Origin of the sequence: Nonomuraea sp. K271, from assembly GCF_009908215.1 — a bacterium.
In the GTDB taxonomy this organism is placed as follows: domain Bacteria; phylum Actinomycetota; class Actinomycetes; order Streptosporangiales; family Streptosporangiaceae; genus Nonomuraea; species Nonomuraea longispora.
The window spans coordinates 1-26,345 of record NZ_JAAAHR010000067.1 but is presented as its reverse complement, the minus strand read 5'-3'; the positions used below and the strand labels follow the sequence as shown (position 1 = coordinate 26,345).

Here is a 26,345-nt window from a genome sequence, read left to right as displayed (position 1 = left end):
GAAGACACACGGCCCCGAGATGAAGCAGGGCCGGGCCCGGTCGACGCCTCGCTGGTGCCGAACCGAAACATCCCGTTCGTCTGCCGCCTCACCCGGCGCGTCACTCGTCCAGGTCGCCCGAGGTCGTGGCGCGGTGATAGCGGCCGGCGAGTTCACGCACGAATTCGACGAGTTCCGCGGGTTCCGTCACGGTGAAGTCGACGCCGAGTAGGCCGAGGTGAACGGCGAGCACCTCGATGCTGTCCGCGCCGGTGTCCAGCAGACAACGGGTGTCGTCGACCGGCGTTATCGCCCCGATGGCGGCGTTGATCCGTTCGGCGAGCCGTTCGGCCGGTACGTGCACCACGACCCGGGCCCGGTGTCGCCAGGCGGCCGACGACACGCCCCGGCGTACCTGGTCGACGGCTTCCTCGGGCAGTTCGCTTGGGGCGAACCGGGGACCCGTCGGGGTGCGCGGATGGAGCCGATCGACCCGGAACGTACGCCAATCGGCCCTCTCGACGTCGAACGCGACGAGGTACCACCGCCGTCCCCAGTTGACGAGCCTGTACGGTTCCACCTCGCGCCGACTCGCGGAGTCATCATGGCTTCGGTAGTCGAATCGCAGGCGCTCGTGGTCGCGGCAGGCGGCGGCGAGGACGCTCAGCGTGTCCGCGTCCACCCGCGGGCCCTGGTCGTCCCGGGGTACCGAGACGGCGTACCGCTGGAGGGCGTTGACGCGGCGGCGGAGGCGGGCCGGCAGCACCTGCTCCAGTTTCGCCAGCGCGCGCAGAGAGGTCTCCTCGACTCCGGTGATCGTGCCTCCGGCCGCCGTGCGGAGCCCGATCGCCACCGCGACCGCCTCCTCGTCATCGAGCAACAGGGGCGGCAGCGTGGCCCCGGCACCGAGCCGGTAGCCGCCGACGGCGCCTCGCGTGCCGTCCACCGGGTAGCCGAGGTTTCGCAGGCGTTCAACGTCGTTGCGGACGGTCCGGGTGCTGACCGACAGCCGCTCGGCCAGTTCGGCGCCGGTCCAGTCGCGGGGTGTCTGCAGGAGCGAGAGCAGGCGCAGCAGCCGCGCCGAGGTTTCCAACATTCTTCGAGCCTGCACTTCTATTAGGAACGAACCTTGCCTATTCGGCTCCTAGGTTAGAGCCATGACGAACGACAGCACGATCACCCCGTTCCGGATCGAGATCCCTCAAGCCGACCTCGACGATCTCCAGCAGCGGCTGGCCCGGACCCGGTGGGCCGAGGAACTGCCCGCCGGCGAGCCGGCACCGGCCGGCCCGGTGCCGGCCGGCTGGGAATACGGCGTCCCGGTGGGCTACGTCAAGCAGCTGGTCGAGCGGTGGCGCACGGGGTACGACTGGCGTGTCTGGGAGGCCAAGCTGAACGCGTACCCGCAGTTCACCACAGAGATCGACGGCCAGAACATTCACTTCCTGCACGTGCGGTCACCGGAGCCGGACGCGACACCGCTTATCCTTACCCACGGCTGGCCTACCTCGGCGGTCGAATGGCTGGACGTGATCGGCCCGCTCACCGACCCGAGGGCCCATGGCGGCGACCCGGCGGACGCGTTCCACCTGGTCATTCCGTCGGTGCCGGGCTTCGCCTTCTCCGGACCGACCCTGGAACGCGGCTGGGACCGGTACCGGGTGGCCCGGGGCTGGGCCGAGCTGATGCGCCGGCTCGGATACGACCGCTACGGCGCGGCCGGCAACGACGGTGGATCGCTGATTTCGCCGGAGGTGGGCCGAGCCGACCCCGAGCACGTCTGCGGTGTGCATGTGACGCAGGTCTTCTCATTCCCCTCAGGCGACCCCGCCGAGCTGGACGAACTCAGCGAGGAGGAGCGCGGCAAGCTCGCGTTCGCCGAGTGGTTCACCCAGAACCGGGGCGCCTACGACAAGCTCCACTCCACCGAGCCGCAGAGTCTGGCGCACGCCCTGGCCGACTCCCCGACCGGCCTCCTGGGCTGGCACGCCCAGCTCCTCGGTGCTTCGCTCGACCCGGACTTCGTGCTCACCAACGTGATGATGTACTGGCTGACCAACACCGCCGCCTCCGCCGCCCGGTTCTATTACGAGGACGCGGCGACGACCCCCGCCCGGCAGAAGTCCAACGGCAGGGGAACGACCGTGCCCGAGCCGACCACCGTGCCTCTCGGACTGGCCAATTTCGCCTGGGACTACCAGTCGATCCGGACGTTCGCCGACCGCGACCACAAGAACATCATTTCCTGGAACGCCTACGACCGGGGCGGCCACTTCGCCGCGCACGACGCACCCGACCTCCTCGTCGGCGACCTCCGGCAGTTCTTCCGCAAGGTGCGCTGACACCTCAGCCAACCCACCGCCCTCCTACGACAAGGAACCCCTTATGTATCTCGTCATCGGCGCCACCGCCCACTTCGGACGTCAGACCGTGGAGGAACTGGTCGCCGCGAACGCGCCGGTGCGGGCGCTCACCCGCACCCCGGAGCGGGCCGGACTCCCCGCGCAAGCCGAGGTCGTCCGGGGCGATCTGACCAAGCCCGAGACCCTGCCCACCGCACTGGTCGGCGTCGAAACCGCCTTCCTGGTTCCGCAGTACGGGTTGGACCTCGCTCCGCTGCTGGACGCCGCGGCCCAGGCCGAGGTACAACGGGTGGTGCTGCTGTCCTCAGGTGCGGTCGTCCCGGGCGCCGAGCGGCAACCCGACGTGATCGCCCAGTATCACCGCGACGTCGAGCGGGCCATCGAGGCGTCCGGGATCGAGTGGACTTTCCTGCGGCTGCTGTTCCCCGCCATCAATTCGTTGACGTTCGCGATGCAGCTCCAGGGCGGTGACGTCATCCGCGCGCCGTACATGGAAGCCGCCTTCAGCGCGGTGCACGAAAGGGACGTGGCCGAGGTGGCCGCGCGGATCCTGGTCGACGGCGGGCACGCGGGGCAGGCCCACGACCTGACCGGCCTCGAGTCGGTCACCCAGGCACAACAGGTCCGCATCCTCAGTGAGACGCTGGAGCGTCCGCTCACCGTCGAGGACGTCGACCCGGAACCCGTGCTGCAGCAAATGAGCCGGTTCATGGACCACGAGTTCCTGGCGGCGCTGTTCGGTCTCATGGCGCAGGCGGTCGGCAAGCCCGCGCCGGTCAATGACGTCATCGAACAGGTCACCGGGCACCCCGCGCGCACCTACGCCCAATGGGCCGCGGACCATCGGGCCGACTTCACCAACTGAGCCAGGTGGCCACCAAGACGGGTTCTGGCCCAGCACTGCTCACAGGTCGAAATCCGCATCATCACGCACCGGCAGGTCGGTCGCCACGATCTGACCTCGCATGCGTTCGACCGCCCGAGATTCTGTTATGAGCGACCACTTGTGGCCGTCTCCGACGATCAGGGGCCCCAGCTCATGAGCCGCGGTCGCGCGTCGGCGCGGAGCCCGGCCGCGCCTGCCGCGGCAGGCCGCATCCGGGAGGAAGCAGCGGGCATGTCTCTCACATTAGACCAGGACGGACCGGCGCCCCCGTTCACCGCCTAGCCTCACCAGCATGCGGACAGCGACAGAGATGCGTGCGGCCCTCTTCGACCGGTACGGCCCTCCGGAGGTGCTGTACGAGGGCACGGTGCCGACCCCTGCCCCCGGGCCCGGCGAGGTACTGGTCCGGGTCCACGCCGGCAGCGTCAACGGAGGCGACGGCCATGGCCGCGCGGGCCGGGTGCGGTTCGCGACGGACCTCATGGGACGCGGGTGGCCCAAACGCTCGGGGATCGACTTCGCCGGCGAGGTGGCCGCCCTGGGCTCGCCCATGTCCGGGCTCAAGGTGGGCGACCGGGTCTGGGGCGGGCTGCCGAGGGTGTTCGGCGCCGCCGCCGAGTTCGTGGTCGTACGCCCCCGCTACCTGGCCTTCGCCCCGGACGGACTGGACCTCGTACGGGCGGCGGCCCTGCCGGGTGCCGGCACGACGGCGATCACCGCGCTGCGGGACAAGGCCCGGCTCACGTCGGGCGAGCGGCTGCTGGTGCGCGGCGCGAGCGGCGGCGTCGGCCATGTCGCCGTACAGCTCGGACGCGCGTACGGCGCCCACGTCACCGCGCTCGCCGGAAGCGGGAACCTCGGGTTCGTCCGGGAGCTCGGCGCGCACGAAGCCTTCGACTACGCCACCACCGGCCCCGCCGACCTCGGCGGGTTCGACGTCGTGCTCGACACGGTGGGCACCGACATCGACGCCTACCGGCGGCTGCTCGCGCCGGGAGGGCGCATGGTGTCGATCGCCTTCGACCTGGACCACATGGTGGCGTCGTTGTCGTACATGATGGCGTCGGCGGTGTACGGCCGACGGCGGGTGCGCTTCTTCAGCGGCATACCCACCCACGCGCTGTTCGCGGAGCTGACCCGGCTGGTGGAGGACGGAACGATCAAACCCTTCGTCCACGCGGTCCATCCGCTGTCGCGCATCGTCGAGGCCCACCGCGCCCTGGAGGCCGGTGGCGTACGCGGGAAACTGGTCGTGGAGATCGGATAGCCGGCGGGCGGAAGTCTCATCGCCCCGCCCGCCGGCTCCGGCGAACGTCAGGCCTTCAGCCAGCTCATCATCGGGCGGAGCTTGGCGCCGGTCTTCTCGATCGGGTTCTCGGCCAGCTCGTCGCGCTTGCGGTGGAACTCCTTCTGGCCGCCGTCGAACTCCTCGACGAGCTGCCGGGCGAAGGTGCCGTCCTGGACCTCGGCGAGGATCTCCCGCATCGCCTGGCGCGACTCCTCACCGATGACGCGCGGGCCGCGGGTGTAGCCGCCGTACTCGGCGGTGTCGGACACCGACCAGTACATCTTCGACAGGCCGCCTTCGTACATGAGGTCGACGATCAGCTTCATCTCGTGCAGGCACTCGAAGTAGGCGACCTCCGGCTGGTAGCCGGCCTCGATGAGCGTCTCGAAGCCCGCCTTGATCAGCTCGGACACGCCGCCGCACAGGACGACCTGCTCGCCGAACAGGTCGGTCTCCGTCTCCTCCTTGAACGTCGTGCGCAGCGCGCCGGCGCGCGTGCCGCCGATGCCCTTCGCGTACGACAGCGCGAGGTCGAGCGCCTTGCCGGAGGCGTCCTTCTCGACGGCCACGAGGACCGGCACGCCGCGGCCCGCCTCGAACTGGCGGCGCACGAGGTGGCCGGGGCCCTTGGGCGCGACCATGCAGACGTCGACGCCCTCGGGGGCCTCGATGAGGCCGTAGCGGATGTTCAGGCCGTGCCCGAAGAACAGCGCGTCGCCCTCGACGAGGTTGGGAGCCACGTGGTCGGCGAACAGCTGACGCTGGATGTGGTCGGGGGCCAGGATCATCGTGAGGTTGGCCTCTTCGACCGCCTCGGACGGCGTGACGACGCGAAGGCCGTCGTTCTCCGCCTTCTCGCGGCTCTTGGAGCCCTCCGGCAGGCCGACGCGCACGTCGACGCCGGAGTCACGCAGGGAGAGCGCGTGGGCGTGGCCCTGGCTGCCGTACCCCAGCACGGCCACGTGGCGCCCCTGGATGATCGACAGGTCGGCCTGGTCGTCGTAGTAGATCTCGGTCACTTGCTCAAAACCTTTCAGGCGGTACGGTCCAGTGCCCTGAGGGACCGGTCGGTGATGGAACGGGCGCCGCGGCCGATGGCCACCATGCCCGACTGTACGAGTTCTTTGATACCGAACGGCTCGAGGACCTTCACGAACGCCTCGAGCTTGTCGGGAGTGCCGGTGACCTCGATGGTCACGGCGTCGGACGCCACGTCGATGCAGCGGGCCCGGAAGAGCTGGACGAGCTCCAGCACGTGGGAGCGGCTGTCGGCGTCGGCCTTGACCTTGATCAGCGTCAGCTCGCGCTGCACGGACTGCGCCGGGTCGAGCTCGACGATCTTGAGCACGTTCACCAGCTTGTTGAGCTGTTTGGTGACCTGCTCAAGAGGCAGCTCCTCGACGTTGACCACGATCGTCATCCGCGAGATGTCGTCGTGCTCGGTCGGCCCGACGGCCAGCGAGTCGATGTTGAAGCCCCGGCGGCTGAACAGCGCCGACACCCGCGCGAGCACGCCCGGCTTGTTCTCGACGAGCACGGAGAGGGTGTGTCTACTCATCCTCGTTCTCCCACTTCGGCGCCATGTCACGGGCGACCTTGATGTCGTCGTTGCTGGTGCCCGCCGCGACCATGGGCCAGACCATGGCGTCCTGGTGGACGACGAAGTCGACCACGACGGGAACATCGTTGATCTCCATGGCCTTCTCGATCGTCGCGTCGACGTCTTCTGGACGCTCGCAACGCAGGCCCACACAACCATAGGCCTCGGCCAGCTTGACGAAGTCCGGGATGCGGCGCGTCGTCTGCAGGTCGGTGTTGGAGTAACGCTCGTCGTAGAAGAGCGTCTGCCACTGGCGGACCATGCCGAGATTACCGTTGTTGATGACCGCGATCTTGACCGGCACGCCCTCGAGCGCGCAGGTGGCCAGCTCCTGGTTGGTCATCTGGAAGCAGCCGTCACCGTCGATGGCCCACACCGTGGCGTCGGGGCGGCCCATCTTCGCGCCCATCGCGGCCGGCACCGCGAAGCCCATGGTGCCGAGACCGCCGGAGTTGATGAACGTGCCCGGCTTCTCGTAGCCGATGAACTGCGAGGCCCACATCTGGTGCTGCCCCACCCCGGCCACGTAGTAGGTGTCGGGGCCGGCGATGGCGCTCAGCCGCTCCATCACGTACTGCGGGGCCAGCGAGCCGTCCTCGAACGTGTCGTAGCCCAGCGGGTAGGTGGTCTTGTATCCCCGGAGCACCGTCCACCAGTCGGCGTAGTCGCCGCGCTCCCCCGACGCCTCGATCGTGGCGACGAGGTCGCCGATGACCTCCTTGCAGTCGCCCACGATCGGCACGTCGGCGTGGCGGTTCTTCGAGATCTCCGCCGGGTCGATGTCGGCGTGCACGACTTTCGCGCGCGGCGCGAAGGACGACAGGTGGCCGGTCACCCGGTCGTCGAAGCGCACGCCCAGGCCGACGATCAGGTCGGACTGCTGGAGCGCGCCGACGGCCGAGACGCTGCCGTGCATTCCCGGCATCCCCATGTGCTGGGGGTGGCTGTCGGGGAAGGTGCCCCTGGCCATCAGGGTGGTGACGACCGGGATGTTGGTCAGCTCGGCCAGCTGGAGCAGCTCGGCCGACGCACGCGCCTTGTGCACGCCGCCGCCGACGTACAGGACCGGGCGCCTGGCCTCGGCGATCAGCTTGGCGGCCTCGCGGATCTGCTTGGAGTGGGGTCTGGTGACGGGGCGGTAGCCGGGCAGCTGCATGGTCGGCGGCCAGCTGAACGTGGTCTCCGCCTGCAGCGCGTCCTTCGAGATGTCCACGAGCACCGGACCCGGACGGCCGGTCGAGGCGATGTGGAAGGCCTCCATGATCGTACGCGGGATGTCCGCGGGATCGATGATCAAAAAGTTGTGCTTCGTGATCGGCATGGTGATGCCGGAGATGTCGGCTTCCTGGAACGCGTCGGTGCCGATGGCCGCGCTCGCCACCTGCCCGGTGATCGCCACGATCGGCACCGAGTCCATGTACGCGTCGGCGATCGGCGTCACCAGGTTGGTGGCGCCGGGCCCGCTGGTCGCCATGCAGACCCCGACCCGGCCCGTCGCCTGCGCGTAACCCTCGGCGGCATGGCCGGCGCCCTGCTCGTGACGTACGAGGACGTGCCGGACCTTGGTCGAGTCGTAGAGAGGATCGTAGGCCGGCAGAATGGCGCCGCCTGGGATCCCGAACACTGTGTCGACTTCCATGTGCTCCAGCGCCCTCACCAGGGACTGCGCACCTGTCATGCGTTCGGTCATCGGCTCGTTCCTTGCGTGGCTACTCGCTTTAGGACATAAAAAAGGCCCCGTCCCACCGGACGGTGGGCCTGGGGCGGCGCGCAGGTCGTCGTGCTTCGCTATCGGCCTGCGCGCCGGCGAAGTACTACGAGAATCTCACTGCGAAGCATGGCTTACACGATAGCCGCTCCGAACGCCCCAGTGTCAACTTGGTGGACACATGTCTCAAACGGTGAGACTCGTCCGCATCAGAGAGTCGACGCCCCGGGCCGCCATGGGCCTGGCCACCAGGAAGCCCTGTCCCCGCGTGCAGCCCATCTCCTTCAGCAGTTCGAGCTGCTCGGGGCGCTCGATGCCCTCGGCCACCACGATGAGCCCGAGGTCGTGGCCGAGCCGCACGATCGTGCGTGTAAGCAGCGTCAGTGTGTCGTCCTTGCCGAGCCCTGACACGAACGACGGGTCGATCTTGATCATGTCCACGGGCAGTTGCCGGAGGAACGCCAGCGACGCGTAGCCGGTGCCGAAGTCGTCGATGGCCAGGCGCACGCCGAGCGCGCGCAGCTCGGACAGCCGCTTGATGGTCTCCTCGGCGTCTTCGACCAGCATCTCCTCGATCACCTCAAGGGTGAGCGCGGAGGCGGGCAGCCCGCTCTCGGCCAGCGCCTCCTCCACGGTCTCGACGAACCGGGGCGCGGTGATCTGGCGGGCCGACAGGTTGAGCGACAGGCCGATGTCCCAGGACTCGGCCCGCCAGGCGGCCACCTCGCGGCACGACTCGCGCAGGATCCACTCGCCCAGCGGCACGATCAGGCCGGTGTCCTCGGCCGGCCCGAGGAACTGCTCGGGCGGCACGAACACCGACCCGCGCCACCACCGCACCAGCGCCTCGACCGCGGTCACCCGCGACGTGGCGAGGTCGACCACCGGCTGGTATTCGATGGCGAACTGCTGCTCGATCAGCGCCCGCTGCAGGTCGGCGGCCAGCTCCAGGCGGCGTACGACGTCGGCGTGCATCTGCGCGGCGAACACCTCGACCCGCCTCCCGCCGAGCTCCTTGGCGCGTGCCATGGCGACGTCGGCGTTGCGGATGAGGTCGCCCGCCGGCATGTCGTCCTCGGTGAAGGCCACGCCCACGCTGGCGGTCAGCGCCACGTCGCGGTCGGCGACGCGGAACGGCTCCTGCGAGACCGCGCGGACGAGCCGCTCGGCGAGGTCGACCGCGAGCTGCGCCTCGCCGCCCGTCTCCACGAGCACCGCGAACTCGTCCCCGCCCCACCGGGCGAGCGTGTCGTCGGCCCGCACGGCGCCGCGCAGCCGCCTGGCGGCCTGGCCGAGGAGGTAGTCGCCGCTGGCGTGGCCGACGGAGTCGTTGACCGAGGTGAACCCGTCGAGGTCGAGGAAGATCACCGCGACGTTGGCCCCTCCGGTGCCCGGCGTGCGGCCCGAGAGCACCTCACGGGTGCGTTCCTCGAAGTAGGCGCGGTTGGGCAGCCCGGTGATGCCGTCGTGGAAGGTCAGGTGGGCGACCTGGTTGCGCAGGGCCTCCTCGTCGCTGACGTCTCTGGTGGTCACCAGCATCAGCTCGTCGCCGCGGACGTGGCGGGTCGCCACCGACTCGGTGGGGCGCCAGGTGCCGTCGGCGGCCCGCACCCGGCACGCGATCAGGCAGGCGCCCGGCGAGACGCCCTCCTCGTCGAGGTGCATGGCCCGCATCGCGACCTGGATGCCGGGCACGTCCTCCGGGTGGATGTAGTCGAAGATCGACCCGCCCACCAGCTGGCCGGGGCGGTAGCCGTAGGTGGCCTCGACCCCGGCGCCGATCTCGCGCACCACGCCCTCGTAGTCGCAGAGCAGCACCACGTCACCGGTGCTCTCCGCCAGCTCCCTGAGCTGCCGCTCGCCGAGCTTGACCAGACCGCGCAGGCGCAGGTTGGTCGCCGACGCCACGAACAGGCGTACGAGCAGGAGCAGCACGACGGAGACCGCGACCACCACGACGCCGGTGATCGCCGGCCCCTTCGGCCCGCCCGCCAGGTGCGCGAGCAGCGTGCAGGCCGCGACGGCGACCAGCGCCAGCGGCACCACGCCGATCACGCCGGCCACGGCGGAGCCGCCCGCCTGCCCGCCGCGCGGCCCCCACGGGACGGCGGCCAGCAGCAGGAACGCGACCGGCGCGAGCATGACGCTCCACAGCGGCGCCTCGCCGCCGTCGAGCCGCGCCACGCCGACCGCCAGGCTGGCCACCGTCATGGTGGCGAGCACGCCGACGCCCGCCAGCCCGAGCAGCCATGAGCCGGCCTTGCTGGTGAGCACGGACGGAATCACGGCGAACGTGACCAGCAGCGCGATCATCGGCGGCAACATCACGAAGGTGAAGGCGGCGGGGTCGGCGGCGTTGGCGTAGACATGGCGAAGCGCCACCACCCAGCCGATCAGGAAGAGCGAGGCGGCGCACAGGTAGGCATCGGTGACCTGCCGTAAAACGGCTCTTGCCGGGAACTTGCGGTCGGCGGCGATCAGTGCGCCACCGGCCGTGACACCGGCGCCGAGCAGCACGAACATGTCGGCGAAGCTGACCACGAAGCTCTCGGCGAAGGGACGCAGCGCCACGCCGGCGGCCCAGATGACGGCGCCGCCGCCCATCCAGCGCGCGCCCATCGCCATGGGCCGAGGCACGGCCGGCTTCACCGAGGCCATCAGCAGGGCGCCGGCGGCGGCGAGCGCCGCGAGCCCTCCCGCGACCGCGCCGGTGAGCAAGGCCTGACCGTCCGCGAGGAGCGCGGCGGCGAACGCCACCACGCCGACCGCCGCCGCCGCGGTCAGCGGCACCCTTGGATCACGCCAGCGGATCACAGTCGTCGCCCATCCCGTCTCGTGCTCTGCACTCACGACCGCCGAAGCCCGGCGGACACTTCGCCAGTGTGTGCGGTTGTGAGTGCGCGGGTGGTGACAACGCCGATGTCGTCACCGATCTGATAACCACACGGACCGATTGCTGCCAAGAGCGCCTTGACAGTGAGTCAGGAACTCCCTGCAAACGTAACGGTACGCACCGCAGGTCACGGACCAGCCACGTTCCGGAATCCTCTCAGTACGTGTCGGTTATGACATTGACCAGCGGCTCACCTGCGAGATAGCGCTCCAGCTGGGCCCGGATGAGACTGAGCACGCGCCGCTCAGACGCGGGGGTGCTGCCCGCGACGTGCGGGGTGATCAACACGCCTGGCGCGCTCCAAAGAGGATGGCCCTCCGGCAGCGGCTCCGGCGCCGTCACGTCGAGAGCGGCGCGCAGCCTGCCCGTCTTCAGCTCGGCGATCAGGGCGTCGGTGTCGACGATCCCGCCACGGGCGGCGTTGACGAGCACGGCGCCGTCCTTCATGCGGGCCAGGAACGAGGCGTCCACCATGCCGGTCGTGTCGGCCGTGGCGGGCACGAGCAGCACCACGACGTCCGCGGCCGGCAGCAGCGCGGGCAGGTCGGCCATGCCGTGCACGCCGTCGCGGGCGGTCCTCGCCACGCGTACGACCTCCACCTCGAAGCCGGCGAGCCGCCGCTCCAGCGCCGCCCCGATGGAGCCGTAGCCGACGATGAGCACGGTCGAGTCGGCGAGGACGCCGGTGTGGCGGTAGGTCCACTCGCCCCTGCGCTGCGCGTCCACGAACGAGGGGAACTCCCGCAGCACCGCCACCATCGCCCCGACCGCCCACTCCGCGGTGCCCGCGTCGTGCACGCCGCGCGCGTTGCACAGCGTCACACCCTCGGGGATGTGCGGACGGTACGGTTCCACCCCCGCGGTCACGGTCTGCACGAGCCGCAACGAGGTCATCCGCGCCATCGTCCCCCGCACGTCGGGCACGGTCACCAGCGGCGGGATCCAGACCTCGACCTCCTCGACGCCTTCCGGCACCGCAGTCGTGCTGTTGTACACCGCGCACTCGGCCCCTGGCAGGTCGGAAAGGACATCAGCCGCCGAATCAGACGGAACCCAGGTCTTCATGCGCAGAACCTTACGACTCCGGGGAAGTATGGAGCACATGAGGATGCACATGAGGAAGCTCTGCGCGATCCTGGCGCTGTCCGTGCTGCCGGCGGGGCTCGCCGGCTGCTCCACCGCCGGAGGCGAGGTGCGACCGACGGCCGCTGTGTCGGCGGCGGGGCCGGCATCGGACCCGAAGGACGTGGCGACCGGGCTGGCCGTGCCGTGGGCGATAGCGTTCCTGCCCGGCGGCGGCGCCCTGGTCACCGAGCGCGACACCGCCAGGCTGCTGCGGGTCGCCCAGGACGGAAAGGTGAGCGAGCTAGGCACGATCGAGGGCGTGACGCCGGACGGCGAGGGCGGCCTGATGGGGGTCGCGGTCAAGGACCAGCACGTCTTCCTCTACTACACCGCCGCCGAGGACAACCGGATCGTCCGCTACCGGCTGACGGGCGACACGCTCGGCGAGCGCCGGGTGATCGTCGAGGGCATCCCCAAGGGCAGCAACCACAACGGCGGCAGGCTGGCGTTCGGCCCCGACGGCCACCTGTACGCCTCCACCGGCGAAACGGGGGACCGCGACCTGGCCCAGCAGCGCGACTCCCTGGCGGGCAAGATCCTGCGCATGACCTCGGACGGCACGGCCGCCCCCGGCAACCCGTTCGGCACGCTCGTCTACAGCTACGGCCACCGCAACGTCCAAGGTCTGGCGTGGGACGGCTCGGGCCGCCTGTACGCCTCCGAGTTCGGCGCCAACACCTACGACGAGATCAACCTGATCGAGCCGGGCGCCAACTACGGCTGGCCCGAGGTCGAGGGCCGGGGCGACGACGAGCGGTTCGCGAACCCGATCGTCACCTGGTCCACCGACGAGGCCTCACCCTCCGGCCTGGCGTACGCCGGGGGCTCGCTCTGGGCGGGGGCCCTGCGCGGGCAGCGCCTGTGGCAGGTGCCGCTCGGCTCCGACGGCGCCGCGGGCCGCCCGGTCGCGCACTTCGCCGACCGCTACGGCCGCCTCCGCGCGGTCACCGCCGCCCCTGACGGGACCCTGTGGGTGGGCACCAGCAACAAGGACGGCAGGGGCTCACCCAGAGAGGGCGACGACCGCATCGTGTCCGTGCCCACCTCGTGACCGGTTCACGAGGCGGTGCACGTGGTCTGAGGCTGCGGACGGTACTTGGTGGTCAGCTTGTCGTCCTTCTTGACCACGCGGCCGTTCTTGTGGAACACCCGCGTGACGTCGATGGTGAACCCCTGGGCGCCCGTCGTCGGCAGGCAGCCTGGCGTGTTGCTGGTCTCCCGGCGGAACTGGGTGAAGTCCCGCCGTTCCGACTCGACCGCCTCGATCTTGTCGTACCGCTTGACGCCCCAGAGCGCCACCGTCACCGACGTCTGCGTGGACGCGGTCTTGATCAGCACGCCGTTGTCCGAGTCGTTGCGCCACTTGAGGTCGGTCTCGGGGTAGAGCAGCGCGACGTCGCGACCGGCCGGGAACTGGTCGGTGTAGTAGTCCATCGGCTTGTGCTCGACGTCCTCGAGCCCGCTGAAGTACGCCGCGTTGTACATCGTCGTGGCGAACTGCGAGACCCCGCCGCCGACGATGTTGACCGTGCGCCCGCCGACGGTCTCCGTGGCCTCGACGTACCCGTCCTCGACGGTGCGCTCGCCCACCACGTCGTTGATCGAGAACGTCTCCCCCGGCTTGACGATGTGGCCGTCGAGCTCTTCCGCCATCCGCTGGATGTTCTTGGCGCGCGGCTGGCAGCAGGCGAAGTTCGTGGTGAAGGTGGCCAGCGTCTCCTTGATGCCGAGGCCGCGGATCTCCGAGGTCGCGACCTCGGGGGCGACCGTGCCCAGGCGGACGGGGACCGTGCGCTCGCCACCCTCGGCGAACACCTTCTCGGCGTCCCTGGCCAGCAGCTTGTCGTTCACGCCCCGGCCGGTGCGGGCGGGCACCAGGACCGGCGCGCCGTTCACGATCTCGTACGTGGCGTCGCGCGGCTGCTGGGCGGCGGAGACCAGGCTGCTTTCCACGTCGGCGAGCACCGCCTTGGCGTCGAACTGCGGCGCGAGCCCGCCGCTGCCGTCGGAGGCGAAGGACAGGTTGGCCGCGATCGCGGCGGGCGGGACCTGCGCCTGCTTGCCGTCGAGGGTGAGCGTGATGGGGCCGGCGACGGCCCGCTTCGCCTTGACCACGGCCGTCCTGACAGCTTCGCTGGTGGTGACGGGCTTGGACGGCCGGAGGGTGAGCACGACGGCGCCGCCGCCCCGCAGGAAGGCGTCGCCGATCCGCTTGACGGCGTCGTCCCTGTCGAGCAGGACGCCGTCCTCCGGCTGGCGGGCTCTCGGCGTCAGCCCGGAGAAGACCACCCGGCCCTCCTGGGCGCGCTTGTCGACGGACTCGGCGAGGCCCTCGACGGTCCTGGTGAGCTGGGAGGTGTCGATGTTGATCTTCGGTTCGAGCTCGGTGGTGCCGGTCAGGCCGCGCCACACCTCCTGCGGGCTGGGGAAGCCGCTGGGTGCCTGGCCGATCGTGCCGACCACGTCGAGCTCCAGCCCGGCCTCGTCGGGCTGGATGGTGTCCTTCTTGCCGCCTATGTCGGCGATGACCGGCTTGCTCAGCTGGGTGGCGAGCTCGGTGCGCAGCTTGTCCGCCGCCTGGGTGACGGTCAGCCCACCGATGTCGACCCCCGACACGCGGGTGCCGCGCAGCACGCTGCCGGACATCAGCACGGCGGGCACGACGTACGACAGCACGCCGAGCACCAGGAGGAGCGTGAGCAGGCCCGGCAGGAGCCGCCGTCCGCGCGGCTCGGGCTCGAAGGCGGGCGGGCTCTCGTGCGGGCTCTGCCCGCCGAACACAGGAGCGGGCGAGCCCGAATCCTTGCCCGCCATCGGCCACGGCTGCGCCGGTGGCGGGGCCGGGGGCAGTGCGCCGTTCGAGGGACCGCCCGCGGCGCTCGGGGCTTGGGCCTGCCGAGACTCCGGACGTTCCGGCGGTCCGAAGATGTCCCGGGAGACTCCCGGGGGCAGGCCTTCGATCCGCGGCTTCTTGGAGACGCTCGACGTGGGCAGAGGCACCGAGGCGAACGGGTCGGTCGGTGATTCGATCGGTCCGGCGTTTCGCACGCCTCAATCTCCTCCCGGTCCGCAGCCAAGTCTCAGGCAACAGTAAGGCACGCGGATCGGCATATGTCACGGGAAATGACTACGGAAGTGTGTCAACCTAGCCACCGGTAGCGATGTTCCGGACGACCGGCCGTGCCGTAACGCGGCCGGAGCTCGGCCTGACCTGCCGCGCACAGATATTCGAGATAGCGGCGGGCGCTCACCCGTGACAGGCCCGTGAGCTGGGCGGCCTCGGTCGCCGACAGGTCGCGGCCGGCCTCCCGCAGGCTGTCGGCGACCAGCGCGCACGTCGCCGGGGACAACCCCTTCGGCATGGGAGCCGTGGTCATGGGGGTGCCGAACAGCCGGTCGACGTCGTCCTGACGCGCTTGAGGGCCGATGGCGGTGATGCGCCTGCGGGTGTCGGCGTACTGCTGGAGGCGCTCGGTCAGTGCGGCGGCGGTGAACGGCTTGATCAGATAGTTGACCGCGCCGCCACGCATCGCCTCCTTGACCGTGGGCACGTCACGGGCCGCGCTGATCATGAGGACGTCCACGTCGTTGACCGCCTTGAGCACCTCAAGCCCGGACATGTCAGGCAGATAGATGTCGAGCAGCACAAGATCCGGCCGGAGCTCCGCCGCCGCGGCCAGCGCGCCCGCCCCGTTGTGGGCGACGGAGACCACGCTGAACCCCGGCACGCGGGACACGTAGCCGCTGTGGATCCGCGCGACCATGAAGTCGTCGTCCACCACGAGCACCCTGATGTCGTTCACGACCCCGCCCTCGCCCGCTCCGCCGCCGGAAGGAGGGCGGTGAAGACGGCGCCGCCCGCGTTACCCACCCGCACCCAGCCTCCTCTGCGCAGGCACGCCTGCCGGGTCAGCGCCAGGCCGAGGCCGCGCGGCCCCGACCTGGCGGCCTTGGTCGTGAAGCCCTCCCTGAAGACCTCGTCCACCAGGTCGGGGGCGATGCCCGGACCGGAGTCGCCGACGCGCACCCGCAGACCGGCGTGGTCGGCCTGCACCGACACCTCGATCGTGCCCTGGGCGCCGTCGAGGGCGTCGATGGCGTTGGTGACCAGGTTGCCCACCACCAGCACCGCGTCCTGTGGGTCGCCGAGCAGGCCGGCCGGCACGGACGAGTCGTCCGACAACACCAGCGTGGCGCCGCGCTCGGCCGCCGCCGCGGACTTGGCCAGCAGCAGCGCGGCCAGGGTCGGATCCTGGACGCGCTCGCGCAGGTCGGCCGCGTAGGCGCCGCCGGTGGTGCGGGTGATGAAGCCGATCGCGGCGTCGAACTCGCCCAGCTCCAGCAGGCCGACGACGGTGTGCATGCGGTTGGCGAACTCGTGCGCCTGCGCCCGCAGCGCCTCCGTCGCGCTGCTGGCGTCGTCGAGCTCGCGCGCCAGATGGACGAGCTCGGTGCGGTCGCGCAGGGTCACCACCCAGCCGCGGTGCTGACCGCGTACGGACACCGGGGTGCGGTTGAGCACCAGCACGCGCTCGCCGTGCAGCACGACGCGGTCCTCGCCGGGGTCGGCGCCCCCGAGCACGTCGCGCATGCGCTCGGAGACCGGCATCTCGGTCAGGTCGGCGCCCACGTCGCCCAGCAGCTCGCGGGCGGCGTCGTTGATCAGCGTGACGCGCCCGTCGAGGTCGAGCGCCAGCACGCCTTCCTTGACACCGTGCAGCACGCCCTCGCGCTGCTCCAGCAGGGCGGCGATCTCGCGCGGCTCCAGGCCGAACGTCTGCCGGCGCACCCGCGCGGTGATCAGCGCCGCCAGCGCGAGCCCGGCCATCAGCACGGCGAGCGCCGTCCAGACCAGCGGCGGGAGCGCGTCGACGACCTCGCTGATGACCGTGGTCTCCAGCACGCCGACCGAAACCAGGCCGATGATCTCGCCGTACTCGTCACGGATGGGCGTCTTGCCCCTGACCGTGGTGCCGATCGTGCCGGTCTCCTTGCCGACCCAACTGCGGCCCGTCCTGAGCACCGTGCTGCCGTCGGTGGACAGCTGCCTGCCGATCAGCGAGGCGTTGGGGTGGGCGTAACGTTTCTGGTCGGTGTTGGCGATCACCACGTAGTCGGCGCCGGTCTCCTGCTGGACGCTCATCGCCAGCGGCTGCAGCACCGTCTCGGGGTCGCTCCGCTCGAAGGCCTCCCGGACCTGCGGAAGCGCGGCCACCGACTGCGCGATCGCCAGTGCCCGCTGCTGGTGGAGCGAGGCCAGCTGGTCACGTGTGTGCTCGGCCCACACGCCCGCGGTGCCCCCGACGGCGAGCAGCACGATCACCATCTGGAGCACGAACAGCTGGGTCCCGAGTGAGGCCTCACGAACCCGTCTCACGGGCACATGGAAACAAACCGAGGTCACGGCCAGGTCGCGGGGAGGCCGCGGGATCCCGCGACCAATACGACCACTATGACGGCAACCGCGCAAAGGCTCGACTCCGCAGGGTAGGGGCTTCACGATCCGGTTCCTGTAACCGTGCGAACCCTTTCTGGAGTGATCATGCGCTTGCGCATATTCGCCGCCCTCGCGGCACTCTCCCTAGGTGCCCTGACCGGCTGTGGCGAGACGTCGGGCACCTCGGCGAGCTCACCATTGCGGATCATGGCCCCTGCCGCGCCCGGCGGCGGCTGGGACCAGACCTCCCGCATCGCCGAGCAGGCCATCAAGGCCGCCGACCCGCAGCGCCAGGTCGAGGTGTACAACGTACCCGGCGCCGGAGGCACGATCGGCCTGGCCCAGCTCGCCGGAGAGAAGGGCAACGGCAACCTGCTGATGACCATGGGCCTGGTCATGGTGGGCGCCATCGAGCAGAACAAGTCGAAGGTCACGCTGGCGGAGACCACGCCCATCGCCAAGCTGACCGAGGAGTACGAGATCGTCGTCGTGCCCGCCGCGTCGCCGTACAAGACGCTGGACGACATGGTGGCGGCCTGGAAGGCCGACCCGGCGAAGGTGTCCGTCTCCGGCGGGTCCGCAGGCGGCACCGACCACATCGTGGCAGGCCTGATGGCCAAGGCCGCCGGCATCGACCCCAAGCAGGTCAACTACATCGCCCACTCGGGCGGCGGCGAGGCGCTCAACGAACTCCTCGGCAACAAGGTGAGCGCGGGCATCTCGGGCGTGGCCGAGTTCGCCGAGCACGTGAAGTCGGGCAAGCTGCGCGCGCTGGGCGTCACCTCGGGCGAGCGGCTGCCGGACCTCGACGCTCCCACCCTGAAGGAGGCCGGGCTCGACGTCGAACTGGCCAACTGGCGCGGCTTCGTCGCCCCCGCCGGGCTCTCCGACGCCGACAAGAAGGCACTGACCGACCTGGTCACCAAGATGCACGACGCGCAGCCATGGAAGGACGCGGTGGCCAAGAACGGCTGGATCGACTCGTTCCAGACCGGGCAGCAGTTCGCCGACTACCTGGCCTCCGAGCAGACCAGGGTCAAGGCGATCATCGCCGAAATGGGGCTCGTCTCCTGATGGCCCGCTGGTGGCGGCCCGAGCTCGGGCTGGCGCTCGTCGTGCTGGTGCTGGGCGTGCTCGTCGTGGTCGGTACGCTCGACGTCTCCGCGGCAGCCTCCCAGCTCGGCCTCGGGCCGCGCTTCTTCCCCATGCTGGTGGGCGGAGCCATGGTGCTCATCGGCCTGTTCTACGTCGCCGACGTCCTGCGCGGCGGGCGCGGCGACCCCGAGGAGAGCGAGGACATCGACGCCCGCGCGCCCGCCGACTGGCGCAGCGTCGGGCTGGTCAGCGGGATCTTCCTGGCTTTCAGCGCGCTGCTGAACGTGCTCGGCTGGATCATCGGGGCGAGCCTGCTCTTCTTCGGCCTCGCCGTGGCGCTCGGCGCCGAGCACAAGCTGCGTGCCGCCGTGATCGCCGTCGTCATGGGCATCACCACGTACCTGCTGTTCGTCAGAGGACTCGGCGTGTCGCTGCCCGGCGGGCCGCTGACGGGAGTGATCTAGGTGGAGTCGCTGCAGCTCCTCCTCGACGGCTTCACCGCCGCACTCACCCCGGTCAACCTGATGTACGCGCTCATCGGCGTCACGCTGGGCACGCTCGTCGGCGTACTGCCCGGCATCGGGCCCGCGATGACCGTGGCGCTGCTGCTGCCGATCACGTTCACGGTGCCGCCGGCCAGCGCGTTCATCATGTTCGCCGGCATCTACTACGGCGGCATGTACGGCGGCTCCACCACCTCCATCCTGCTCAACACGCCGGGCGAGTCCGCCTCCATGATCACGGCGTTGGAGGGCAACAAGATGGCCAGGCGGGGCAGGGCCGCCCAGGCGCTGGCCACGGCGGCCATCGGCTCGTTCGTGGCGGGGACGATCGCGACCGCGCTGCTGGTCGTGGCGGCGCCCGCCGTGGTGAGCTTCGCCATCTCGTTCGGTCCCGAGGACTACTTCGCGCTGGCCGTGCTCGCGTTCACCGCCGTGTCGTCCGTGTTGTCCCGTTCGGTCGTACGCGGCCTGGCCTCCCTCGGGCTCGGCCTCGTGATCGGGCTGATCGGCATCGACCAGCAGACCGGCCAGGCACGGCTCACGCTGGGCATCCCGCAACTGCTCGACGGCATCGACGTGGTCATCGTGGCGGTCGGCCTTTTCGCGCTCGGCGAGTCCCTCTACGTCGCCTCGCGGCTACGCCACGCCATGCCCGAGGTGGTGCCCGTCGGCCGGGCGTGGATGGGCCGCTCCGACTGGGGCCGCTCGTGGCGGCCCTGGCTGCGCGGCACCGCGCTGGGCTTCCCGTTCGGCGCGCTGCCCGGCGGCGGCGCCGAGATCCCCACGTTCCTGTCGTACGCGGCCGAGAAGCGCCTGGCGCGCGGCGTGGCCCGCGAGGAGTACGGCCGGGGCGCGATCGAGGGCGTCGCCGGACCGGAGGCCGCCAACAACGCCTCCGCCGCCGGCACCCTGGTCCCGCTGCTGACGCTGGGCCTGCCCACGTCGGCCACGGCCGCGATCCTGCTGGCCGCCTTCCAGCAGTACGGGCTCCAGCCCGGACCTCAACTGTTCGACCACAACCCCGCGCTGGTGTGGGGCATGATCGCCTCGCTGTTCATCGGCAACACGATGCTGCTGGTGCTCAACCTGCCCATGGCGCCGCTGTGGGCGCGCGTGTTGCGGATCCCCCGCCCGTACCTGTACGCCGGGATCATCCTCTTCGCCGCGCTCGGGGTCTACGCCGTGAACGGCACCGTGGTGGACCTGTTCGTGCTCTATGTGCTCGGCCTGCTCGGCTACGCCATGCGGCGCTTCGGCCTGCCGGTTGCCCCCGCGGTGATCGGCATGATCCTGGGCCCGATGGCGGAGGTCCAGCTCCGCAGGGCGCTGGCCATCGGCGCGGGCGACGTGAGCGTACTGGTGCGCAGCCCGATCGCGGTCGTGCTGCTGGTGCTGGCGCTGCTCACGCTGCTCACGCCGCTGCTCAGAAGGATGCTGGCCCGCCGCGCCGCCGGCGCGGTCCCGCCCTCCCGGGACGAGTGACCGCAGGCTCGGGCCGCGGCTCGTTCCGCGACGAGGTGACCGTACGGCGTTCGGGAAGGCGCCGGGCCCCGCCGTTGATGCGGCGGGGCCCGGCGGCCGTGAGAGGCCGGTTCTACTCGGAGACGCCGAGCTTCTCCAGGATCAGCTGACGGGCTCGGGCCGCGTCGGCCTTGCCCTTGCTGGCCCGCATGACGCCGCCCACCAGCGCACCGGCCGCGGCGAGCTTGCCGGAGCGCACCTTGTCGGCCACGTCGGCGTTGTCGGCCAGCACCTGGTCGATGATCGCCGACAGCTCGCCCTCGTCGTTGACGATCCGCAGCCCGCGCTTCTCCACCACCTCGTCGGGCGTGCCCTCGCCCGCCAGCACGCCTTCGAGCACCTCGCGCGCCAGCTTGTCGTTGAGCGCCCCCGAGGTGACCAGCTTGGTCACCCTGGCGATGTCGTCCGGGGTGATGGGCAGGTCGGCCAGCGGGGTGGCGGTCTCGTTGGCCCGCCGCGCCAGCTCGCCCATCCACCACTTGCGCGCGTCGGCGGGCGGGGCCCCCACCGCGACCGTGGCCTCGACCAGGTCGATCGCGTCGGCGTTGCGCATGGCCTGCATGTCGAGGTCGGACAGCCCCCACTCGGCCTGCAGCCGCTTGCGCCTGACCGACGGCAGTTCGGGCAGCGTCGCCTTCAGCTCGCTCACCCAGGCCGGGTCGGGCGCCATCGGCACCAGGTCGGGCTCGGGGAAGTAGCGGTAGTCCTGCGCCTCCTCCTTGGACCTGCCGGAGGTGGTGGTGCCGGTGTCCTCGTGGAAGTGCCGGGTCTCCTGGACGATCTTCCCGCCGCCGGCGAGGACGCCCGCCTGCCGCTCGATCTCGCTGCGGACGGCCCGCTCGACGCTGCGCAGCGAGTTGACGTTCTTCGTCTCGGTGCGGGTGCCCCACTCGGACGCGCCGCGCGGCATGAGGGAGACGTTGACGTCGCAGCGCAGCGAGCCCTCCTCCATGCGTACGTCGGAGACGCCCAGCGAGCGCATGATCTCGCGCAGCTCGGTGACGTAGGCCCTGGCCGCCTCCGGCGCGAGCCGGTCGGTGCCCGGGATGGGCTTGGTCACGATCTCGACGAGCGGGATGCCCGCCCGGTTGTAGTCGACGATCGAGTAGTCGGCCCCGTGGATGCGGCCGGTGGCGCCGCCCACGTGGGTGGACTTGCCGGTGTCCTCCTCCAGGTGCACCCGCTCGATCTCGATGCGCACGGTCTTGCCGTCGACCTCGACGTCGACGTAGCCGTCGAAGCAGAGCGGCTCGTCGTACTGGGAGATCTGGTAGTTCTTCGGCATGTCCGGATAAAAGTAGTTTTTCCGGGCGAAGCGGCACCATTCAGCGATCGAGCAGTTCAGCGCCAGGCCGATGCGGATCGTCGACTCGATGGCCATGGCGTTGGCCGTCGGCAGCGCGCCCGGCAGCGCCAGGCAGGTCGGGCAGACCTGCGTGTTGGGCGGGGCGCCGAACGTCGTCCTGCAGCCGCAGAACATCTTCGACGCGGTGCCCAGCTCGACGTGCGTCTCCAGCCCGAGCACCGGCTCGAACACGTCGAGCGCTTCGTCATAGACCATGGTCATAGCGACGGGGCCTCCTTCAGCAACGGGCCGCCCCAGCGGCTCTCCAGGGCCTGCTCCACGGCGGCGCCGACGCGGTAGCAGCGGTCGTCGGCCAGCACGGGCGCCATGATCTGCAGGCCCACCGGCAGGCCGTCCTCGTCGGCCAGCCCGCACGGCACCGAGATGGCCGCGTTGCCGGCCATGTTGGACGGGATGGTGCACAGGTCGGCGAGGTACATCGCCATCGGGTCGTCGACCCGCTCGCCGATCGCGAACGCCGTGGTCGGCGTGGTCGGCGACACCAGCACGTCGGCCTGCTCGTAGGCGGCCTCGAACTCGCGGGAGATGACCGTGCGCACCTTCTGCGCCTGACCGTAGTAGGCGTCGTAGTAGCCGCTCGACAGCGCGTACGTGCCCAGCATGATGCGCCGCTTGACCTCGGGACCGAACCCGGCGGCCCTGGTCAGCGCCATGACCTCCTCGGCGCTGCGGGTGCCGTCGTCGCCGACGCGCAGGCCGTAGCGCATCGCGTCGAAGCGCGCCAGGTTGGACGAGCACTCCGAAGGCGCGACCAGGTAGTAGGCGTAGAGGGCGGTGGTGAACGACGGGCACGAGACCTCGACGACCTTGGCCCCGAGCGACTCGAGGAGCTGCACGGCCTCGTGGTAGCGGGCCAGCACGCCCGGCTGGTAGCCGTCGCCCGCCAGCTCCTTGACCACACCGATCCGCATGCCGGCGACGTCGGCGTGCCTGGCCGCCTCGACCACCGAAGGCACGGGCGCGTCGACGGAGGTCGAGTCCATCGGGTCGTGACCCGAGAACGCCTCCTGCAGCAGCGCCGCGTCGAGCACGGTGCGGGAGAACGGCCCGGGCGTGTCGAGCGAGCTCGCGAACGCGATCAGCCCGTAGCGGGAGGAACCACCGTAGGTCGGCTTCATCCCGACGATGCCGGTGACCGAGGCCGGCTGCCGGATCGAACCGCCCGTGTCGGTGCCCGTGGACAGCGGCGCCTCGTAGGACGCCACGGCCGCGCTCGACCCACCGGACGAACCGCCCGGCACCTTCGTCAGGTCCCACGGGTTGCGCGTCGTGTGGTACGCGGAGTTCTCCGTCGAAGAGCCCATGGCGAACTCGTCGAGGTTGGTCTTGCCGAGAATGACCAGCCCCGCCTCGCGCAGCCGCCTGGTGACGGTCGCGTCGTAGGGCGGCCGCCAGCCTTCGAGGATCTTGGACGCGGCCGTCGTCGGCATGTCGCGCGTGGTGAAGATGTCTTTGTGCGCGATGGGCACGCCGGCCAGCGGCCCGAGCTTCTCCCCGGCCCGCAGCCTCGTGTCGACGGCCCGCGCCTGCTCGATCGTCGTCTCGCGATCGACGTGGAGGAACGCCTGGACTTTGGGCTCCACCTCGGCCATGCGGTCGAGATGCGCCTCGGTCACCTCGACCGACGACACCTCACCCGCGGCGATCATCGAGCCCAGCTCGGCGGCGGTCTTGCGGATGAGACTCATGCCTCCTCCCCGAGGATGCGCGGCACCCGGAATCGGTCGTCCTCGACGGCGGGAGCACCGGCCAGCGCCTGCTCGGGCGTCAGGGACTGTCGCACCTCGTCGGCACGGAAGACATTGGTCAGCGGAAGCGCGTGCGACGATGGCGGCACATCTTCGGCGGCGACCTCGGCCACCTTCGCGACCGCCTCGATGATGGCATCGAGTTGGGTGGCGTAGTGGTCGAGCTCGTCACCGGTGAGCGCCAGCCTGGACAACCGGGCCAGGTGTGCGACCTCGTCGCGGGTTATGGCGGACATGAGTCGTTGAACCCGTTTCGTGGATGGAGTCTTCGGACACTGCCATCCTAGAGGGCTTGACGAACCATGCCCGAACGGTTAACTCGCCGGCAACACGGCCGCCGGGGCACGCGAGGCCCGGCCTCGCCCGTACAACTCCTCCAGCCGGGCTGCGGGCGCGAAGACCACGACGTCGACCTGGATCTGCTCGTTCCGGACCGGGTCCGTGACGAGTGCAGCAGCCCTCACCGCGGCCGCGTGATCGCCCGGTAGAAGCCGTCGTAGCGTCACGCGGTGCGGGTGATCTCCGGCGTATAGCCCAAACCGACTTTCGGCATCGCCTCCGTGTGGTCGCGCAGCCAGGCCGCGGCGTCCGCGGCCGGCATGGGCTCGCAGAACAGCCACCCCTGCGCCACGTCGCACCCCATGTCCGCCAGGCGGACGGCCACCTCGTCGGACTCGACGCCCTCCGCCACCGAACGCAGGCCCAGCGAGCGCACCAGGTCGACGATCGAACGCACGATCCTCTCGTCGTCCTCGGACTCGCCGATCCTGCTCACGAACGACGCGTCGATCTTGACCTCGGAGATCGCCAGACGCTGGAGTCTGATCAGCGAGGAATAGCCGGTGCCGAAGTCGTCGATGGCCAGCGGGACACCGAGCGTGGCCAGCGCCTTGATCGTCTCCTGGGTGTAGGCCTGGTCGCCGGTCAGGATGCGTTCGGTGACCTCCAGCTGGATGGCCGCGGGCGGCAGCCCGTACTTCGCCAGCCCGACCTCCAGCCGCTCCGGCAGCGCGGAGTCGAGCAGGTCGCGGGCCGAGATGTTGACCGAGATCTGCACGCGAAGCCCCGTGTGCCACCAGCGGGCGGCCTGCTCCAGCGCCTCGTCGATGACGTACGCGGTCAGCTGGCGCATCAGGTAGGACTGCTCGGCCAGCGGGACGAAATCGGACGGCGGGATCGGCCCGTTCGCCGGATGTCGCCAGCGCAGCAGCGCCTCCACCCCCTGCACCGCGCCCGTGCCGAGGTTGACTTTGGGCTGGTAGTGCAGGCGCAGCTCGCGGTTGTCGATGGCGCGGCGCAGGTCGCCGAGCAGGCTCAGGCGTTCCGGCGAGTTCCTGTCCTTGTCGGGCTGGTAGAGCTCCACTCCCGTACGGCCCTCCTTGGCGAGGTACATCGCCACGTCGGCGCGCTGGAGCAGCAGCTCGAAGTCGGGGGCGTGATCCGGATAGAGCGCGATGCCGACGGAACCGTCCACGTCGAAGGTCATGCCCTCCAGGCGCACCGGCTCGGTCAGCGCCGCGCGCAGCCTGGCCGCGACCTCCCTGGCCGCGTGGGTGTCTCTGATCGAGGGCAGCAGCACGGCGAACTCGTCGCCGCCCAGCCGCGCCACGACGTCTCCAGGGCGTACGGAATGGGTGAGGCGATGCGCGACCATCTGCAGCAGGCGGTCGCCCACCGGATGGCCCATCGTGTCGTTGACCTCCTTGAACCGGTCGAGGTCCAGCAGGAACAGGCCGACCCGCTCGTCCTGCCTGGCCTCGGCGAGCGCCTCCTCCGTGCTGACGATGAGCAGCTTCCGGTTGGGCAGGCCGGTCAGCTCGTCGTGCATGGCCTGGTGGTCACGGCGCATGGACAGCGTGGCGGTGAAGTAGACGGCGGCCAGAGGCGCGACGAAGAGCGGCACCAAACCAGGCGAATGGCTCATGACCACGACGACCAGGGGCGCCAGGCCGAGCAGGCCGGCGTAGACGAGGCTCTGCGGGCCGACGGTCGCCCTCAGCACCCGGCTGAGCGAACGCCGCTCGTGCAGCGCGACCGCACTGCACACGAGGGTCGCCCTCGTCGCGAAGTACGCGATCCCTGCCAGCCCGATCGCCAGCAGGTTTCCGCCGCTGGGCACCCATGGCAGGGCGGGACTCGGCACGATGCCGAACGTCCCCAGCACCACGCCCGCGGCGGTGAGCGCGAGGGTCGACTGCGCGATGTTGAACATGACCCGATGCCACGACTTGCGCGTCACCACGCCGTTCATGGCCACCGCGACCCCCTGCATGACCACCGCGCAGGGCAGCCCGAAGTGCAGGAGCACGGCGAACGTGAACATGGTGGAGGGGTAGGTGCCGCCCACGGCCGCCGCTGATGACACCATGACGGGCCTGAGCTCACCCAGGATCACCAGCACGGCCAGCACCCAGAACAGCGGCGTGCGGGCGAGTTCCACCAGCTCGGACATGTCGAGCCTGAGCATGGCCACCACGAGTGCGGTGAACCCGATCACGGTGATGCCCGCGAGAAACGCCCACAACGGCGTGCCGGCGCGTGGACCGGTATCGCGGGTGTCGGTTGGGTCAGTCATCGGTAACAGAACCCCCATTAGGTCACTATGGGAGGGTACGACCTTCACCCCACTTCGCGAAACCAAGCGCGTACGTTCCGTCACTTCTCCTTTCCGACATATACCCAGAAAACACCCTCCGTAGCACGCCATGCACGCTGCGAGCTCCACCCCACCCGAGTGACGCCCGAATGAGCCAGGTGGCGGGTACGGCCCGGCCTGGTGCGTACGCAACGGCGAAACACGACCGTCGAAGCAGGCTGCTGCCCCCACCCGCCC

At 70.4% G+C, this 26,345-nt stretch carries 20 protein-coding genes; 7 read left to right on the top strand and 13 right to left on the bottom strand.

The window, feature by feature from the left end; genetic code table 11:
- Positions 1-100 precede the first annotated feature (100 nt).
- Positions 101-1,075: a helix-turn-helix transcriptional regulator gene (locus tag GUY59_RS23160; protein WP_138199769.1), complete on the bottom strand. Its 975-nt coding sequence runs from the start codon at positions 1,073-1,075 to the stop codon at positions 101-103.
- 61 nt (positions 1,076-1,136) lie between these two features.
- On the opposite strand from GUY59_RS23160, the gene GUY59_RS23155 reads away from it, so the two are divergent.
- The 3 genes from GUY59_RS23155 (at position 1,137) to GUY59_RS23145 (ending at position 4,495) form a co-directional block, all read left to right on the top strand.
- Positions 1,137-2,321, top strand: a complete 1,185-nt coding sequence (locus GUY59_RS23155; protein ID WP_138199768.1) for an epoxide hydrolase family protein — start codon at positions 1,137-1,139, stop codon at positions 2,319-2,321.
- A 43-nt stretch (positions 2,322-2,364) separates the two neighbouring features.
- The gene (locus GUY59_RS23150; RefSeq protein ID WP_138199767.1) at positions 2,365-3,207 is read left to right on the top strand and encodes an NAD(P)H-binding protein; all 843 of its coding nucleotides are present in this window, start codon (positions 2,365-2,367) and stop codon (positions 3,205-3,207) included.
- A gap of 331 nt (positions 3,208-3,538) precedes the next feature.
- Entirely contained in the window at positions 3,539-4,495 is a 957-nt protein-coding gene (locus GUY59_RS23145; RefSeq protein WP_138199818.1) for an NAD(P)-dependent alcohol dehydrogenase, read from the top strand.
- 47 nt (positions 4,496-4,542) lie between these two features.
- Here GUY59_RS23145 and ilvC read toward each other — a convergent pair whose 3' ends face one another.
- The 5 genes from ilvC to GUY59_RS23120 form a co-directional block, all read right to left on the bottom strand.
- A complete protein-coding gene (gene ilvC, locus GUY59_RS23140) occupies positions 4,543-5,526 on the bottom strand; it encodes a ketol-acid reductoisomerase (protein WP_138199817.1) in 984 nt (327 codons plus the stop codon).
- 23 nt (positions 5,527-5,549) lie between these two features.
- Positions 5,550-6,074, bottom strand: a complete 525-nt coding sequence (gene ilvN / locus GUY59_RS23135; RefSeq protein ID WP_132333991.1) for an acetolactate synthase small subunit — start codon at positions 6,072-6,074, stop codon at positions 5,550-5,552.
- Positions 6,067-7,806, bottom strand: a complete 1,740-nt coding sequence (locus GUY59_RS23130; RefSeq protein WP_138199766.1) for an acetolactate synthase large subunit — start codon at positions 7,804-7,806, stop codon at positions 6,067-6,069. The genes ilvN and GUY59_RS23130 overlap by 8 nt, the downstream gene beginning before the upstream one ends.
- A 204-nt stretch (positions 7,807-8,010) precedes the next feature.
- Positions 8,011-10,614 (bottom strand): putative bifunctional diguanylate cyclase/phosphodiesterase, encoded by a 2,604-nt coding sequence (locus tag GUY59_RS23125; RefSeq protein WP_252374848.1) that lies wholly within the window; start codon positions 10,612-10,614, stop codon positions 8,011-8,013.
- A 259-nt stretch (positions 10,615-10,873) separates the two neighbouring features.
- The gene (locus GUY59_RS23120; RefSeq protein ID WP_138199765.1) at positions 10,874-11,782 is read right to left on the bottom strand and encodes a 2-hydroxyacid dehydrogenase; all 909 of its coding nucleotides are present in this window, start codon (positions 11,780-11,782) and stop codon (positions 10,874-10,876) included.
- Positions 11,783-11,819: 37 nt separating this feature from the next.
- Here GUY59_RS23120 and GUY59_RS23115 point away from each other — a divergent pair, with 37 nt between their 5' ends.
- Positions 11,820-12,893: a PQQ-dependent sugar dehydrogenase gene (locus tag GUY59_RS23115; protein ID WP_138199764.1), complete on the top strand. Its 1,074-nt coding sequence runs from the start codon at positions 11,820-11,822 to the stop codon at positions 12,891-12,893.
- Between the two features lie 5 nt (positions 12,894-12,898).
- On the opposite strand, the gene GUY59_RS23110 is transcribed toward GUY59_RS23115, so the two are convergent.
- The 3 genes from GUY59_RS23110 to GUY59_RS23100 form a co-directional block, all read right to left on the bottom strand.
- Positions 12,899-14,890 carry a VanW family protein gene (locus tag GUY59_RS23110; protein ID WP_138199763.1) on the bottom strand — a complete coding sequence of 664 codons (1,992 nt, stop codon included), beginning with the start codon at positions 14,888-14,890 and terminating at the stop codon, positions 12,899-12,901.
- A 92-nt stretch (positions 14,891-14,982) separates the two neighbouring features.
- A complete protein-coding gene (locus tag GUY59_RS23105) occupies positions 14,983-15,645 on the bottom strand; it encodes a response regulator (RefSeq protein WP_171055329.1) in 663 nt (220 codons plus the stop codon).
- On the bottom strand, positions 15,642-17,219 hold the full coding sequence (locus GUY59_RS23100) for an ATP-binding protein (RefSeq protein WP_252374847.1): 1,578 nt from the start codon (positions 17,217-17,219) through the stop codon (positions 15,642-15,644). The genes GUY59_RS23105 and GUY59_RS23100 overlap by 4 nt, the downstream gene beginning before the upstream one ends.
- Positions 17,220-17,384: 165 nt before the next feature.
- Here GUY59_RS23100 and GUY59_RS23095 point away from each other — a divergent pair, with 165 nt between their 5' ends.
- The 3 genes from GUY59_RS23095 to GUY59_RS23085 are packed head-to-tail and all read left to right on the top strand — an operon-like array spanning position 17,385 to position 20,359.
- Entirely contained in the window at positions 17,385-18,353 is a 969-nt protein-coding gene (locus GUY59_RS23095) for a Bug family tripartite tricarboxylate transporter substrate binding protein (RefSeq protein ID WP_138199762.1), read from the top strand.
- Entirely contained in the window at positions 18,353-18,838 is a 486-nt protein-coding gene (locus GUY59_RS23090; protein WP_138199761.1) for a tripartite tricarboxylate transporter TctB family protein, read from the top strand. Before GUY59_RS23095 ends, GUY59_RS23090 begins: the two co-directional genes overlap by 1 nt.
- Positions 18,839-20,359 (top strand): tripartite tricarboxylate transporter permease, encoded by a 1,521-nt coding sequence (locus GUY59_RS23085; RefSeq protein ID WP_138199760.1) that lies wholly within the window; start codon positions 18,839-18,841, stop codon positions 20,357-20,359. It abuts the gene before it with no gap.
- A gap of 112 nt (positions 20,360-20,471) precedes the next feature.
- Here GUY59_RS23085 and gatB read toward each other — a convergent pair whose 3' ends face one another.
- The 4 genes from gatB to GUY59_RS23065 form a co-directional block, all read right to left on the bottom strand.
- Complete coding sequence (gatB, locus tag GUY59_RS23080; RefSeq protein ID WP_138199811.1) at positions 20,472-21,959, bottom strand: Asp-tRNA(Asn)/Glu-tRNA(Gln) amidotransferase subunit GatB; 1,488 nt, start codon at positions 21,957-21,959, stop codon at positions 20,472-20,474.
- A 2-nt stretch (positions 21,960-21,961) separates the two neighbouring features.
- Complete coding sequence (gene gatA / locus GUY59_RS23075) at positions 21,962-23,452, bottom strand: Asp-tRNA(Asn)/Glu-tRNA(Gln) amidotransferase subunit GatA (protein ID WP_138199759.1); 1,491 nt, start codon at positions 23,450-23,452, stop codon at positions 21,962-21,964.
- Positions 23,449-23,748: an Asp-tRNA(Asn)/Glu-tRNA(Gln) amidotransferase subunit GatC gene (gene gatC, locus GUY59_RS23070; RefSeq protein WP_132334000.1), complete on the bottom strand. Its 300-nt coding sequence runs from the start codon at positions 23,746-23,748 to the stop codon at positions 23,449-23,451. Before gatC ends, gatA begins: the two co-directional genes overlap by 4 nt.
- 266 nt (positions 23,749-24,014) lie before the next feature.
- Entirely contained in the window at positions 24,015-26,087 is a 2,073-nt protein-coding gene (locus GUY59_RS23065; RefSeq protein WP_138199758.1) for a putative bifunctional diguanylate cyclase/phosphodiesterase, read from the bottom strand.
- Positions 26,088-26,345 lie beyond the last annotated feature (258 nt).

What these genes read in the sequence shown, in the direction of transcription:
- GUY59_RS23160 (WP_138199769.1), bottom strand. Translation starts at nt 1,075, where the DNA reads ATGTTGGAAACCTCGGCGCGGCTGCTGCGCCTGCTCTCGCTCCTGCAG.
- GUY59_RS23155 (WP_138199768.1), top strand. Translation starts at nt 1,137, where the DNA reads ATGACGAACGACAGCACGATCACCCCGTTCCGGATCGAGATCCCTCAA.
- GUY59_RS23150 (WP_138199767.1), top strand. Translation starts at nt 2,365, where the DNA reads ATGTATCTCGTCATCGGCGCCACCGCCCACTTCGGACGTCAGACCGTG.
- GUY59_RS23145 (WP_138199818.1), top strand. Translation starts at nt 3,539, where the DNA reads ATGCGTGCGGCCCTCTTCGACCGGTACGGCCCTCCGGAGGTGCTGTAC.
- ilvN (WP_132333991.1), bottom strand. Translation starts at nt 6,074, where the DNA reads ATGAGTAGACACACCCTCTCCGTGCTCGTCGAGAACAAGCCGGGCGTG.
- GUY59_RS23130 (WP_138199766.1), bottom strand. Translation starts at nt 7,806, where the DNA reads ATGACCGAACGCATGACAGGTGCGCAGTCCCTGGTGAGGGCGCTGGAG.
- GUY59_RS23120 (WP_138199765.1), bottom strand. Translation starts at nt 11,782, where the DNA reads ATGAAGACCTGGGTTCCGTCTGATTCGGCGGCTGATGTCCTTTCCGAC.
- GUY59_RS23115 (WP_138199764.1), top strand. Translation starts at nt 11,820, where the DNA reads ATGAGGATGCACATGAGGAAGCTCTGCGCGATCCTGGCGCTGTCCGTG.
- GUY59_RS23095 (WP_138199762.1), top strand. Translation starts at nt 17,385, where the DNA reads ATGCGCTTGCGCATATTCGCCGCCCTCGCGGCACTCTCCCTAGGTGCC.
- GUY59_RS23090 (WP_138199761.1), top strand. Translation starts at nt 18,353, where the DNA reads ATGGCCCGCTGGTGGCGGCCCGAGCTCGGGCTGGCGCTCGTCGTGCTG.
- gatB (WP_138199811.1), bottom strand. Translation starts at nt 21,959, where the DNA reads ATGGTCTATGACGAAGCGCTCGACGTGTTCGAGCCGGTGCTCGGGCTG.
- gatA (WP_138199759.1), bottom strand. Translation starts at nt 23,452, where the DNA reads ATGAGTCTCATCCGCAAGACCGCCGCCGAGCTGGGCTCGATGATCGCC.
- gatC (WP_132334000.1), bottom strand. Translation starts at nt 23,748, where the DNA reads ATGTCCGCCATAACCCGCGACGAGGTCGCACACCTGGCCCGGTTGTCC.
- GUY59_RS23065 (WP_138199758.1), bottom strand. Translation starts at nt 26,087, where the DNA reads ATGACTGACCCAACCGACACCCGCGATACCGGTCCACGCGCCGGCACG.